Genomic DNA, 13,538 nt, shown 5'->3' on the forward strand with positions numbered 1-13,538 from the left:
TAGCGCGGAGCGCATAAAAGGTCTAGACCGATTCGTCGGTCGTGAACCCGTTCGGCCCTGGCCGCGGATAGCAGGTGACACTGACGAACGGCGAAGGGCGGTTCATGAGCTCATCAAGGGCGGATCCGGGCGATCTCGAAGACGCGGAGTTGATCGCGAGGTCGGTGACCAGGCCGGACTGGTTCTCGGTCATCTTCGACCGGCATGCCGCGCACATCCACCGCTACCTGACCAGGCGGATCGGGCCCTCGGCCGCGGAGGACATGCTGGGTGAGGCGTTCCTGATCGCCTTCCGCAAACGCGACGGATACGACACCGAACGCCGCGACGCCCGGCCGTGGCTCTACGGCATCGCGACCAACCTGGTGGCGCAGCGGCGCCGTGACGAAGTCAGGGAGTTGAAACTCCGCAAGGCCCTCGGCCCGCCACCCGACGAAGAAGGACACGCCGAACGTGTCGCCGATCAGGTGACCGCCGAGGCGATGGGGAAGCTGCTGGACTCCGCGCTGGCGGAACTGGCCGACGGCGACCGGGACACGCTCACGCTGTTCGCCGGAGAAGGCCTCTCCTACGAGGAGATAGCCACCGCGCTGGGAATCCCGCTCGGCACCGTCCGCTCTCGGCTCAACCGTGCCCGCCGAAAGGTCCGCGAGGCGCTCGGGCGCCCGGACACCACGACCGCGAAGGAGATCTCCGCCCATGGATGAGCTGCAGCTGATCGCCGATCGGACGGGATCGGTACCGCTCGCGGAATCCGGCGCGCTCGGCGCGGCCCGCGCGCGATTGATGGCCGAGATCGCGGCCGCCGAGACGGAAAACGTGGTGCCGCTGCGGAAAAGGCGACGCGGAGTCTGGGTCGGTGCCGGTGCGGTCGGTCTCGCCGCGGCGGTCACCGCCGTCGTGGCGCTCGCCCCGGTCGAACAGGCCGGTCTTCAACCTCCCACGGCTGCCGCGGATCCCGTGACAGTGCTCCGGAACGCCGCCGCGGCCGCGCTGAAGTCTCCCGCCGCACCGCCGAGGCCCGACCAATTCCTCTACACCAAGACCAAAGAGCCCAACGGCGAGCGCGAATCGTGGCTTTCGGCCGATGGCACCCGGGACGGCGTGATCAAGCTCGCGAACGGAAGTTCCTTTCCGCTTCCGGGCTGCCGGAACGGGCGGGCGCAAGCGTATAAGGGCGAAGAGCCGCTCGACGGGGTCATGGAGCCGTGCACGCCGTCGCCCGGTTACCGGGCGGATCTCCCCACCGACGCGGACGCGATGTTCGCCTACCTCAACGCCAACCACAGCGGTCACGACGGCGACTTCAACGCGATGGGCAAGGACGTCCTCGCGCTGGCGAACGAGAGTTATCTTTCGCCCGCGACCCGGGCGGCCCTGTTCGGCGCGGCGGCGAAGGTCCCAGGGCTGCGCGCCATCGACCGCACCCAGGACGCGGCGGGCAGGCCGGGGGTGGGCATCACCTGGCCGCTGGGGCCGGGGGCCGACGCCAAGGTGGCGAAACCGGTGGTGATCGTCTTCGCCGCCGACACCTTCGTTTATCTGGGCACGAATTCGACCGCGGTGACCGCGTCCGGCGTGGTGGACGCGGTCGGTCAGCGGCCTTAGCGGATCAGCGGCCGGTGAAGGTCGCCTTGCCGGGGCCGTCGGCGAGGAACGACTTCACCGCGGCGCGCAGGTCCTCGGTGTCGAAGAGCCCGGCGGCGATCGTCGTGATGTGCTCGTTCGCCTCGGCGACGCCGCCGTGCTCGTAGTGCTCGAGGACCTTCTTGGTGGCCGCGTGCGCCTTCGTCGGCCCCTGTGCGAGGTCGGTCGCGAAGGCGCGTGCGGCCTCGTCGAAGCCGTCGATCGGGAGCACCCGGTTCACCACGTTCCAGCGTTCGAGCGTCGCGGCGTCGTAGGTCGCGCCGGTCATCACGAACTCCTTGGCGCGGCCGACGCCGGCGCGGGCGGCGAGCCGCTGGGTGCCGCCCATGGTCGGGGTCAGGCCGACGACCCGTTCGACGAGGCCGAACTTGGCCTTCTCGCTCGCGAGGATGATGTCGCAGGCGACCGCGACTTCGAACGCCCACGTCAGGCACAGGCCGTGGGCGGCGAACACGGTGGGGAACGGGAGTGCGGCGATCCGGTCGGGGATCGCCAGCATCTCGTCGAAGAGCACCTTCGCCTCGGCCGCGCTCGACTGGGCGTCGAACAGGGAGACGTCCACGCCACCGCTGACGATCTTCCCCTCGGCGCGGATCAGGGCCGCGCGCGGCGGCGTGGTCTCCAGTTCGCCGATCGCCTCGCCCAGTTCGGCCTGCAGTTCCGCCGTGTAGAGGTTCAGTGGCGGCGAAGCGATGGTCAGGACGGCGAGGTCGGCTTCACGGTCGAGGCGGATCGAGGCGGCCAAGGCGGGTTCCCTCCGATGGTCGTTTTCCCGTGACCCTAGCCCGACGCGGCCACGAGTTCGTCCCATTGCGCCTGTGCTTCTGGTCGCCATTCGACGTGCTTGCGGTGGAACAGGTCCGCCGCGCGCACGCCGCTCCAACCGTCGGGAAGAAGTTTCAGCGGAAGCCTTGGATCGAGGAACGGAAAGCTGCGCCATTCGTGGACGAGTTCGGTCTGCGCGCGCAGGACACCGCGTTCACCGGAAGGGTGCTGGCCGGTGAATCGGTCGATGAAGTCCTCGTAGCGGTCCTTGAGCTCACTCAGGTCCCAGGACCGCGCGACCATCGTCTCCTGATCGCCGACGTCACCGTAGGCGGCGGTGAACGACATCGCCTGCGCGTCGAGCCCGAGTTCCTGGACGATCTGCTGGGCCTCACGCTGGCGGCTGAGATCCGGGCTGACCCAGACACCGGCCACCGGCGAACCGAAGCCGGCCCAGGTCAGGCGGGTGCGCAGCCTGTGCCGGAGATCCCGCTTCGCTTCGGGGACCGACACGATCAGCATCAGCCAGCGATCGTCCCAGGCCTTCTCCTCGTTGCCGAACGCGTAGATCCGTTCCGCGCCTTCGGTCAGCAGCCGTCTGCCTGGTGGAGTGAGCGACCAGCGCACTCTTCGTCCGACGCGTTCGGAGACGACCCAGCCCTCGGCGGAGGAACGGGCCAGCGCCTGCCGTGCGGACTTCTCCTCGATGTCCAGCACACGCAGCGCCTCGACCAGCGTCGAGGTCCAGATGGATTGGTCACGGGGCAGGACGTACTCGCCGAGGATCGTCATCAGCAGCGACCGCGCGCTGGCATGACCGACTTCCCGCCGCCTGCTCAACGTCGGCCTACGGGTACCGCCTTTCTGCTGGTGGACGACGGGGACCGGGGTGGCGGAGTCCGCCATTTGCTGTCACCGACCTCAATGCTCGGGGGTTCGTTCGGGTCCAGAAGAACAACCAGGTTACCCACGTTCCGTGATCGCTTGGATACTTGCCACTCTTCCGAGGGACCACGAGCTGTTCAATCGGCCCCCGTAGACTTACCGATCTCATGAGCGCCACACTCGTTGCCAAGAATCTCGCCGCCGGCCACGGCGACCGCGTTCTGTTCTCCGGTCTCGACCTGGTCGTCGCGCCCGGCGAAGTGATCGGTCTCGTCGGGGTCAACGGCGCGGGCAAGTCGACCCTGCTGAAGACCCTCGGCGGCCTCGTCCCGCCGGAAGAGGGCAGCGTCCGGCTGAACCCGCCGACGGCCACCGTCGGTCACCTCCCGCAGGAGCCGGAACGTCGTGAGGGTGAGTCCGTCCGCGCGTTTCTCTCCCGGCGCACCGGCGTCACCGCCGCGCAGGCCGCGCTCGACGCCGCCACCGAAGCGCTCACCGCGGGCGAACCCGGCGCGGACGACGCGTACGGTCTCGCGCTCGACCGCTGGCTCGCGCTCGGCGGGGCCGACCTGGACGACCGGGCGGGCGAGGTCGTCGCGGATCTCGGGCTCACCGTGAACCTCGACCAGCCGATGCTGTCGCTGTCGGGCGGGCAGGCGGCCCGCGCGGGGATGGCGTCGCTGCTGCTGAGCCGATACGACATCTTCCTGCTCGACGAGCCGACGAACGACCTCGACCTCGACGGGCTGGAGCGGCTCGAACGGTTCGTGACCGGGTTGCGCGCCGGGACCGTCCTGGTCAGCCACGACCGGGAATTCCTCGCCCGCACCGTGGATCGCGTCGTCGAACTCGACTACGCGCAACAGCAGGTGCGGACCTACGGCGGCGGTTACGAGTCGTACCTGGAGGAACGCGCCGTCGCACGGCGGCACGCTCGCGAGGAGTTCGAGGAGTTCGCGAACACCAAGGCCTCGCTCGAAGCCCGTGGCGCGATGCAGCGTTCGTGGATGGAGAAGGGCGTCAAGAACGCCCGGCGCAAGGCCACCGACAACGACAAGGTGGGCCGCAAGTTCCGGAGCGAGGCGACGGAGAAGCAGGCGTCGAAGGCCCGGCAGACCGATCGCATGATCGAGCGGCTCGAAGTCGTCGAGGAGCCGCGCAAGGAATGGGAACTGCGGATGGAGATCGCCGCCGCGCCCCGGGCGGGCGCCGTCGTGGCGACCCTGCGCGGCGCGGTGGTGCGGCGGGGCGAGTTCACCCTCGGCCCGGTGGACCTGCAGATCGACTGGGCGGACAAGGTCGCGATCACCGGGGCCAACGGCGCCGGGAAGTCGACGCTGCTCGCCGCGCTGCTCGGCCGTGTCCCAGTCGACGAAGGCGCCGCGTCACTCGGTTCGGGTGTCGTGGTCGGTGAGGTCGACCAGGCGCGGAAGCTGTTCCTCGGTGACCTTCCGCTGGTCGAGGCCTTCGCCCGCGAGGTCCCGGAACTGGCCGACGCCGATGTGCGGACGCTGCTGGCGAAGTACGGGCTCAAGGCCGCGCACGTCCTCCGGGCCGCGGCCACGCTGTCGCCGGGGGAGCGGACCCGGTCCGCGCTGGCACTGCTGCAGGCACGCGGGGTGAACCTGCTCGTGCTCGACGAGCCGACGAACCACCTCGACCTGCCCGCGATCGAGCAACTGGAGTCGGCGCTGGCGGAGTATCCGGGGACGCTGCTGCTGGTGACCCACGACCGCCGGATGCTGGACGCGGTGGCGACGACGCGCCGGCTGGAAGTGGCCGACGGCAAGGTCACGGAGCTCTGAGCATTCGGTCCTCTGAATGCGGCAGGGGGTCAGCCCTTGGTCGCGCCGCCGGTGAGTCCCTTCACGAACTGCTTCTGCAACGCCAGGTAGAAGATCAGCACCGGAAGGGTCGCCAGGAACATCAGCGCGAACACGCTGCCGAGATCCGCCTGGTACTGCCCGATCGAGCGGTAGATCCCGGTGGTGATCGTCGTGCCCTGGCTGGGGCCGAGGATGATCAGCGGATCGATGAAGTCGTTCCAGATCCACACCCCGAGGAAGATCAGCACACTCGCCGTGGCCGGGCGCAGCAGCGGGAACACGATCCGCCAGAACACCTGTGTCCGGCTCGCGCCGTCGAGCAGCGCGGCCTCTTCGAGTTCCACCGGAACCCCGCGGATGAACCCGGTGAACACGAAGACGCCGAACGGCACGTAGTAGCCGACGTTGAACAGCACCAAGCCCTGGATCGTCGCCATCAGCCCGGTCAGCCGCAGCACCTCGGTGACCGGGATCAGGATCACCTGGGGCGGGATCATCAAGCCCGCCAACAGGATCAGCGTGAGCACCTTGGTCCATCGCCTGCCCGACCGCGCGAGGTAGTGCCCGAGCATGGCCGAAAGCACGGTCAGCACGATGATCGACAGCACGGTGACGAGCATGCTGTTCGCCAGGCTCACCCAGAACAGGCCGTCGGGCCGGGTGAGGACGGCGTGGAGGTTGGCCAGCGTCGGTGGCAGCGGGACCGACGCCGGCTCCTGGGCGATCCGATCGCCGGGTTTGAAGACGTTGACGAGGACGTAGTACAGCGGCACGGCGAAGAGCGCGCTCGCCAGGATCGCCGCGACGGCCCGGAGTTTCGTGGTCACAGGTCCACCTCCCGCCGCCGCAGGAACCGGAGCACGATCGTGGTCAGCGTCGCCACGATCACCAGCATCACCACGGCCATCGCGGACGCGTAGCCGACGTGGTTCGCGTCGAGGCCGGTGGCGAGGACGGCGAACGCGATGGTGGCCGTGGTCCCCGAACCCGGCCCGCCGTTGGTGACCACTTTGACGTAGTCGTAGGTCTTGAACGCCGAGATCAGCAGGACGACGGTGTTGATCGTCAGCGACGGCGCGAGCAGCGGCCAGGTCACCGCGCGGAACCGCCGGACCGGTCCGGCGCCGTCGATCTCCGCGGCCTCCAGCAGTTCGGCCGGGACACCCTGCAGGCCGGCGAGGTACACGACCACGCAGAACCCCAGCATCTGCCAGCACACGATCGAGGCGACCGAGTACAGCGCGAGATCGGGGTCCGAAAGCCAGCCCGGCGGATGCTCGACGCCGAGGGCGCGGAGCGCGTCGTTGACCGGGCCCCGGTCGTCGAGCAGTTTCGTCCAGATGATGCTGACCACGACCGAGCTGAGGATCACGGGCGTGAAGAACACGCTCCGCAAAGCGTTGTACAGCCGGCCTTTCCGGTCGAGCAGTACCGCGACGCCGAGCCCGAGCACGTTCGGGACGACCACGACGATCACGGTCAGGATCGTCGTGACCCGCAGCGCGGTCAGGAACTGCTCGTCCTGGAACAGCAGCCGGTAGTTCTCGAGCCCCACGAACTCCGCGGGCGGGTTGAACGGGTTGTGGTTCGTCAGGCTGTAGCCGAAACTGATGAGGATCGGCGCCATGACGAAGCAGAGGTAGATGACGACGCCGGGCGCGCCGAACGAGGCGAAATGCCATACCCGCGGCAAGATCGGTTTTCTTCCCATCGTGACGTCAGCGCGCCTTCGCCCATTCGGTGTCCAGGAACGCGCACGCGTCGGCCACCGTTTTGCGGCCGGTGATGACGTCCTGCGCGGCCTGGTAGACCTTGTCCTTCATCCCCGGCAGAAGACCGTCGTCCGCGGTCTCCCAGCTGAAGGCATTCACGACCGCGTTCTTCGCGACGGCTTCCTGGTACAGGTCGTAGCCCGCCTGGAAAACCGGGCCGACGCCGGAGGGCGGCGTGTAACCCTTGATCGCCGGAAACAGGCCGTCGGCCTTGACCGAGGCGTCGATCTGCTCCTTGTCGAGCTGGAACGCGAGCGCGAACTTCCTTGCCGCGTCGAGGTTCCGCGACTTCGCGTTGACGACGATGCCGCCGCCGGTGTAGGCGGACACGACGAGTTTTCCGTCCTCGGAAGGGAAGTTGAAGACGCCGATCTCGAACGGCGGCTTCTTGGCGTCGGCGCTGGCCGCGAACCAGTTGCCCATCGGGTACATCGCGCCCTCGCCGTTGAGGAAGGCCGCCTCGGTCGCCGAGTAGTCCCGCGAGATCTGGGTCTTGTCCAGGTAGCCCTTGGCCACCAGGTCGGCGAACTTGCCGAACGCCTGCTGGAAGGCCGGATCGGTGAACTTGACCTGGTCGGCCCGCCGCTGGGAAAGCCAGTCCGGTGTCCTGCCGTAGACGTCGACGCTGACCAGGCCGTCGAGCAGCATCGCGGACGGGAACCCTTCTTTGCCGCCGCCGATGGTGAACGGAGCGATGCCCTTCGCCTTCAGCTTCTCCGACGCGGCGAGGAGTTCGTTCCACGTCTTCGGCGTCGAGGTGATCCCGGCGTCGGCGAACAGCTTCTTGTTGTAGTAGATCGGCGGGATGGTCTGGGTGTTGGCGGGCAGCTGGTGGTGGCCGCCCTTGATCGGGTTGGCCGCGGGGAACTGGAAGTCCTTGAGCTCCTCGGGCGTCCAGGCGTAGAGGTTGCCCGATTCGGCGAACCCGGCGGAGTCGACGGCGATCGCGACGTCGGGGAACTGGCCGGACTGCAGCAACTGCTTGGCGTAGCCGGTGCGGTCGGTCGACGGGGCGACCAGTTTCTTCACGCTCAGGCCGGGATCGCGGTCGGCGACGCGTTTGATCGCGGAGTCCCAGTAGGACGGTGGGAGGTTCGGCGTCTCGAACGTCAGGAAGGTGATCTCGTTCCCGGACGCATTCGTCCCGCCACCGACGGTGCAACCGGTGAGGCTCGCGGCGAGGAGTAATGCGGCTCCCAACGCGAAGGACCTTCTCATGCCCCAGCCACCCTTCTCGCGGCGATGCACGGCGTCTCATATACGACGGCATTCGATCGGATGTCTAGGGCGATGTCAAGCGGCTTCTGTCGTCTACGGTGGGCAGAAATGGGCGATACATCTGATCTATCCTGGCGTTCAGAGCTTCGTCAACCGGATCACGACGCTGGCGAAATCCCCCTCCGGCAAACCCGGAAACAGGCCGTGTGCCAGGAGCGAGGCACCGTGCCACGCCTTGCCGGTGTCCTCGTCGCGGTAGCGGGCGGAGGGGTCGAGACCGTCGAGCCGGACCGGTCGTTCGTGAGTGTGGAAATGTGCCGCTTGCCGGAACATGAACACCACCGCCCGCCCGCCGTCGGCCGCCACGTACTGCAGCGCGGAGACGCCGTCCGCGACAGGCGGTATGAGACGGTGGAGCCTGCCGTGCTGGACGATCGGCCGGATCTCCTTGTACAGCGCGATCTGTTCGCGCGCGTGGTCCAGATCCTCCTCGGACCACTGCAGGATGTCGCCGCCGATGCCGAGCACCCCCGCCATCGCGACGTGGAACCGGAAGCGCAGCGGCGTGGATCGGCGGGTGACGAAGTTGGGATCGTCGGTGACCCACGCCGCCATCGCGCGCGCCGGATACACCTGGCCGTAGCCGTGCTGGATCACGAGCCGGTCGAGCGCGTCGGTGTTGTCGGAAGTCCAGACCTGGTCCGTCCTGGCCAGGATCCCGAGATCGATCCGGCCGCCACCGCCGCCGCACGCCTCGATCCGCAGCCCGGGATGGCGGGCGCGCAGGCGGTCCATGATGGCGTAGACCGAGCGGGTGTGCTCCACCCACAGCCGGTCCGGATCGCTGTCGGCGGGCCACCCCGCCTCGCTGAACGGGCGGTTCATGTCCCATTTCAGGAAGTCGATCCCGTGTGTGCCGACGAGGGAGTCGAGTGTGCCGAACGCCCACCCGGCGACGTCCGGGCGCGCGAAGTTGAGCACCAGCTGCCGCCGCAGCTCCGAACGTGTCCGATGTGGATGGTGGAGGACCCAGTCCGGGTGGGTACGGTAGAGGTCGCTGTCCGGATTGACCATCTCGGGTTCGACCCAGAGCCCGAACTTCATGCCGAGGCGGTGCACTTCGCCGACGAGCGGTTCGAGGCCGTCGGGGAACTTGTCCCGGTTGACCTGCCAGTCGCCGAGGCCGGCGTGGTCGCCGTTCCGGGCGCCGAACCAGCCGTCGTCCATCACGAACAGTTCCACGCCGAGCGCGGCCGCTTTCTTCGCGAGCGCGCGTTGTCCCGCGTCGGTGACGGCGAAACCCGTTGCCTCCCAGGAGTTGTAGAGCACCGGCCGGAGCTCGCCGGGATGCGGGAGGACGTGGCCGATCGTGTACGCGTGCCAGGCGCGGCTCGCGGCACCGAATCCGCCCTCGGTGTACAACCCGGCGAAAACCGGCGTGGTGAGCATGTCACCGGGGGCGAGCCGGGGGACGACGCCGTCTTGGCCGAAACCGCCGGTCACGGTGAGGCGGCCGGTGAACGATCGGGTGGTGGTGATCCGCCACGAACCGCTCCACGCGAGCACGGCGCTGTAGACCTCGCCGTGCCGCTCGGTCGTGTCGCCGTCGTCGAGCATCACCCACGGATTGGCGTGATGGCTCGTGATGCCGCGCCTGCTGCCGAACGTCGTTTCGCCGTGGGGGACAGGCTCGCGGAGCAGCTGGCTCTCGGCCGCCCAACGGCCGGTGACGTGGCTGATCCGGTAGTCCGGCCGGTCCGGCACGACCCAGGTCGCCGAATCGGCCCGGATGACCTCGATCGGGCCGTCCGTGCCGTCGTGGCCGAGTTCGGTCCAGCGCTCGATGACGTCGGTGCCCTCCGGGACGCGGTAGCCGAGCGTGATCCGGAGGGGGTAGTGGCGATCGCGGAACCGGACGCGCAGCTGCCCGCCGTCGATGTCGTGGTCGAGGTAGCGCCATTCGAGGGCCCGGGTCCCGTCGGCGAACCGGACCTGGAGGGCGGGGGTCCAGTACCGGGTGCCCCCGTCGGCGGCGAGTTCGCCGAGACCCTCGTTGGGATCGTTGAAGGCGTCCCAGCGTTCTTTCGTCCGAGGGAGGACGTCGGCGAGCTGGGCCATGGTCAGCTTCGGGCCCCAGTAGACGTGGGAGGGCGTGTCGTCCTCGGCCAGCCTGAGCGCGTAACTCGTGGATACCGTGCTGATGAGCCAGGAGCGGGTGTTCTCGTCGAAAACGATCTCGGCCACGGGGCCATCCTGGCGCCGGACGGTGGCGGCGGCCAGAGGGTTCCCGCTCGGCGGTACATCACGTTTCGCGGATGGCGGTTTCGTGTAACTGGATGGACGACGCGCGTGTCTGGATGGACGACGCGCGTGTCTGGATGGACGACACGCGAAACCGGCGGGACTGCTGGCGCGCTTACGGGATCGAGGCCGTGAAGGCCTCCTTGAGGGACCCAGAGTCCCTCAAGGAGGCCTTCACGGACAGGGGCCGGGACCGAAGCGACGTCAGCCGCCGACCTTCGCGACCGCCACGAAATGGTCCGGCCGCACCCGCACGATCACCTTCCCCGGAGACGTCGCGTACGCCAGCCAGCCGTCGATGGCCTCCTGCCCGGCTTCACCGAGGTACCGCCGGGCGATCGGCTCCGAACCCGCGCGAACGCCGTCCGGATCCGTCACGATCTCCGCGACCCCTTCGACGCTCACGAACGAGTAGGGCGGAACCGGGTCGTCGACGACCACCGAAACGCGGGGATTCTCCTTGAGCGCCTTGCCTTTGACGGTGTCCGCGCCCAGGTTGACCAGGATGTCGTCCCCGTCGAGGGCGAACCAGATCGGGACCGCGTGCGGCCTGCCGTCCGGGCGGACCGTCGCGAAGACGGCGGTGCGGGTGCCTTCGGTGAGGAAGGCGCGGCGCTGGTCGTCGGTCATCTTCTCCGGCATGTATTTCCCTCCAGGTGGCTGTCGAACCGTGGGCACACCTTAGGGGCGCGAGGTGAGATAGCCACCCATCGTCCGGAAATACTCGTTCGCGGCCAGTTCGGTGCCGTCCTCGGTCCGGACCCGCTCGATGACGAGACCGTGCGATCGGCCCCGGCGCGCCTGGGGCCCGGCGACGATCACGACGCCTTCACCCTCACGGATGAAGATCCGCCCCGGGGTGCCGCCGTAGTGACCCACCGACACCGACGAGCGGATCACACGCAGCTGCTTCCCGCGGTGGTAGGTGAACGCGTTGGGGTACGGGTCGGACTGCGCGCGCACCAGCCGCTCGATCTCGTCGGCGGGCCAGGACCAGTCGATGAGACTGTCTTCGAGGGCGCGCTTGTGGAAGAAGCTGGCCTTCGACCGGTCCTGTTTGACCGGCGTGTAGTCCCCGCTCGCGATCAGCTCGATGGCCTCGGTGGTGATCGGCGCGATGAGGTCGACCGTCCGATGGAACAGATCGGTCGTCGTGTCCTTGGGGCCGACCGGCACCGACCGCTGGAGCACGATGTCGCCCGCGTCGAGGTCGGCGTCCATCATGTGGGCGGTGAGGCCCACTTCCTTCTCCCCGTTGATGAGCGCCCAGATCAGCGGCGAGAAGCCGGCGTAGGCGGGCAGCAGCGAGTCGTGGACGTTCAGCGTGCCGTACCGCGGCATCTCGAAGATCTCGGGCGGCAGCCAGGTTCGCCAGTTGTTGGCGACGATCAGGTCGAGATCGGCTTCCTTCAGCTCCGCCAGCAGTTCCGCATCGTCGGGACGCTGCCGAAGCAGCGCGCGGATCCCGTTGGCCTCGGCGAGGTCCGCGACGGAATCGGACCAGATCTTCTCGTAGGCGTGGTCACTCTTCGGGTGGGTGACGACGAGGGCGACCTCGTGGCCCGCGTCGATCAACGCCCGCAGGGTGCGGTGTCCCCAGGTCTGGTATCCGAACATGGCGACCCGCATGGGACCGGCCTCCTCCTGGTCGAGGGATGAACATCACCACTGAAAGTACTAGTTGAGCCTCACCTAACTTAGGTTAGGGTTCCCTGGTCTTTGTAACGAAGTACCGAGATGCGGCCGAGCCGCGCTAGGGGTTCAAGATGGCACGAGCAGTGGTCGGTGAACGGGTTCCGGTCTACGACGTGGTCGGGGTCGGGTTCGGTCCCTCGAACCTCGCGCTCGCCATCGCCGTCACCGAGCACAACGCCGCGCCGGGGGCGAAGACCGTCACCGCCCACTTCCTCGAGCGTCAGGTGCGGTTCGGCTGGCACCGCGGCATGTTGATCGACAACGCGACCATGCAGGTCTCCTTCCTCAAGGACCTGGCGACGATGCGGAACCCGACGAGTTCGTTCAGCTTCCTGTCGTATTTGCACAGCAAGGACCGCTTGGTCGATTTCATCAACCACAAGAACCTGTTCCCGTTGCGGATCGAGTTCCACGACTACTTCGAGTGGGCGGCGGAAAGGGTCGACGACCTGGTTTCCTACGGCACGGAAGTGCTCTCCGTCACTCCGGTGTTCGACGGCGACGAGATCGTGTTCTTCGACGTGCACGCCCGCACCGGCGGTGAACTGGTGAACCTGCGCGCCCGCAATCTGGTGATGGGCACCGGCCTGCGGCCGAATATCCCCGCAGGTGTGACGCCGGGCACACGGATCTGGCACAACAGCGAACTCCTGCACCGGCTCGAGGGGATGGCCGCGGAGGAGCCGCGCCGGTTCGTCGTCGTCGGCGCCGGCCAGAGCGCGGCCGAGGTGAGCGCGCTGCTGCACGACCGCTTCCCGCGGGCCGAGGTGTGCGCGGTGTTCGCGCGGTACGGCTACAGCCCGGCCGACGACAGCGCGTTCGCCAACCGGATCTTCGACCCCGAGGCGGTCGGGCGGTTCTACGAAGCACCGGAAGCGGTCAAGGACCGGCTGATGCGCTACCACGGCGCGACCAACTATTCGGCCGTGGACATCGAACTTATCGACGAGCTGTACCGGCGCGTGTACCGCGAGAAGGTGCAGGGGGTCGAGCGGCTGAAGCTCATCAACGTCTCCCGCCCCACCGAGGTCATCGACACCGGCTCCGAAGTGCGGGTCACCGTCGAAGCGCTGGAGACAGGGGAGCGGACCCGGCTCGACGCCGACTTCGTCGTGTACGCCACCGGGTACAGCCCCGCGGACCCGACGCCGTTGCTCGGCGAACTCGCCTCCGCCTGCACGCGTGACGACGGGGGCAGGCTCCGGGTCGAACGCGACTACCGGATCGTCACCGAGCCGCCGCTGGACGGCGGGATCTACCTGCAGGGCGGCACCGAGCACACGCACGGCATCACGTCGTCGCTGCTGTCCAACACCGCCGTCCGCGTCGGCGAGATCCTTCAGTCCATTGTGGACCGGCGGGCCGCCGGCGTGTCCCGGCCCGAGTACGCGGTGAGCGGGACCGCGCCCGCCTGAGGCACGGACGATCC

12 protein-coding genes are annotated in these 13,538 nt (G+C 68.3%); 4 read left to right on the forward strand and 8 right to left on the reverse strand.

Going from position 1 to position 13,538, the window contains the following annotated elements; all coding sequences use genetic code 11:
* Positions 1-104: 104 nt before the first annotated feature.
* Positions 105-707: an RNA polymerase sigma factor gene (locus tag ACLJQ7_RS23905; protein ID WP_410650401.1), complete on the forward strand. Its 603-nt coding sequence runs from the start codon at positions 105-107 to the stop codon at positions 705-707.
* A complete protein-coding gene (locus ACLJQ7_RS23910) occupies positions 700-1,608 on the forward strand; it encodes a CU044_5270 family protein (protein WP_410650402.1) in 909 nt (302 codons plus the stop codon). The genes ACLJQ7_RS23905 and ACLJQ7_RS23910 overlap by 8 nt, the downstream gene beginning before the upstream one ends.
* 4 nt (positions 1,609-1,612) lie before the next feature.
* Here ACLJQ7_RS23910 and ACLJQ7_RS23915 read toward each other — a convergent pair whose 3' ends face one another.
* Positions 1,613-2,392 carry an enoyl-CoA hydratase/isomerase family protein gene (locus tag ACLJQ7_RS23915; protein WP_410650403.1) on the reverse strand — a complete coding sequence of 260 codons (780 nt, stop codon included), beginning with the start codon at positions 2,390-2,392 and terminating at the stop codon, positions 1,613-1,615.
* 35 nt (positions 2,393-2,427) lie between these two features.
* On the reverse strand, positions 2,428-3,318 hold the full coding sequence (locus ACLJQ7_RS23920; RefSeq protein ID WP_410650404.1) for a PaaX family transcriptional regulator C-terminal domain-containing protein: 891 nt from the start codon (positions 3,316-3,318) through the stop codon (positions 2,428-2,430).
* Positions 3,319-3,464: 146 nt separating this feature from the next.
* On the opposite strand from ACLJQ7_RS23920, the gene ACLJQ7_RS23925 reads away from it, so the two are divergent.
* Positions 3,465-5,102 carry an ABC-F family ATP-binding cassette domain-containing protein gene (locus ACLJQ7_RS23925; RefSeq protein WP_410650405.1) on the forward strand — a complete coding sequence of 546 codons (1,638 nt, stop codon included), beginning with the start codon at positions 3,465-3,467 and terminating at the stop codon, positions 5,100-5,102.
* A 29-nt stretch (positions 5,103-5,131) separates the two neighbouring features.
* On the opposite strand, the gene ACLJQ7_RS23930 is transcribed toward ACLJQ7_RS23925, so the two are convergent.
* The 6 genes from ACLJQ7_RS23930 to ACLJQ7_RS23955 form a co-directional block, all read right to left on the reverse strand.
* Complete coding sequence (locus tag ACLJQ7_RS23930) at positions 5,132-5,950, reverse strand: carbohydrate ABC transporter permease (protein ID WP_410650406.1); 819 nt, start codon at positions 5,948-5,950, stop codon at positions 5,132-5,134.
* Positions 5,947-6,834: a carbohydrate ABC transporter permease gene (locus tag ACLJQ7_RS23935; protein WP_410650407.1), complete on the reverse strand. Its 888-nt coding sequence runs from the start codon at positions 6,832-6,834 to the stop codon at positions 5,947-5,949. Before ACLJQ7_RS23935 ends, ACLJQ7_RS23930 begins: the two co-directional genes overlap by 4 nt.
* A gap of 7 nt (positions 6,835-6,841) precedes the next feature.
* The gene (locus ACLJQ7_RS23940) at positions 6,842-8,113 is read right to left on the reverse strand and encodes an extracellular solute-binding protein (protein WP_410650408.1); all 1,272 of its coding nucleotides are present in this window, start codon (positions 8,111-8,113) and stop codon (positions 6,842-6,844) included.
* A gap of 138 nt (positions 8,114-8,251) precedes the next feature.
* Positions 8,252-10,357, reverse strand: a complete 2,106-nt coding sequence (locus tag ACLJQ7_RS23945; protein WP_410650409.1) for an alpha-galactosidase — start codon at positions 10,355-10,357, stop codon at positions 8,252-8,254.
* Between the two features lie 261 nt (positions 10,358-10,618).
* Positions 10,619-11,056 carry a PPOX class F420-dependent oxidoreductase gene (locus ACLJQ7_RS23950; RefSeq protein WP_410650410.1) on the reverse strand — a complete coding sequence of 146 codons (438 nt, stop codon included), beginning with the start codon at positions 11,054-11,056 and terminating at the stop codon, positions 10,619-10,621.
* 39 nt (positions 11,057-11,095) lie between these two features.
* Positions 11,096-12,043 carry a methionyl-tRNA formyltransferase gene (locus ACLJQ7_RS23955; RefSeq protein ID WP_410650411.1) on the reverse strand — a complete coding sequence of 316 codons (948 nt, stop codon included), beginning with the start codon at positions 12,041-12,043 and terminating at the stop codon, positions 11,096-11,098.
* 137 nt (positions 12,044-12,180) lie between these two features.
* On the opposite strand from ACLJQ7_RS23955, the gene ACLJQ7_RS23960 reads away from it, so the two are divergent.
* Positions 12,181-13,524, forward strand: a complete 1,344-nt coding sequence (locus ACLJQ7_RS23960; RefSeq protein WP_410650412.1) for a lysine N(6)-hydroxylase/L-ornithine N(5)-oxygenase family protein — start codon at positions 12,181-12,183, stop codon at positions 13,522-13,524.
* Positions 13,525-13,538 lie beyond the last annotated feature (14 nt).

This window comes from Amycolatopsis sp. cmx-4-54 (assembly GCF_046548895.1).
GTDB lineage: Bacteria > Actinomycetota > Actinomycetes > Mycobacteriales > Pseudonocardiaceae > Amycolatopsis.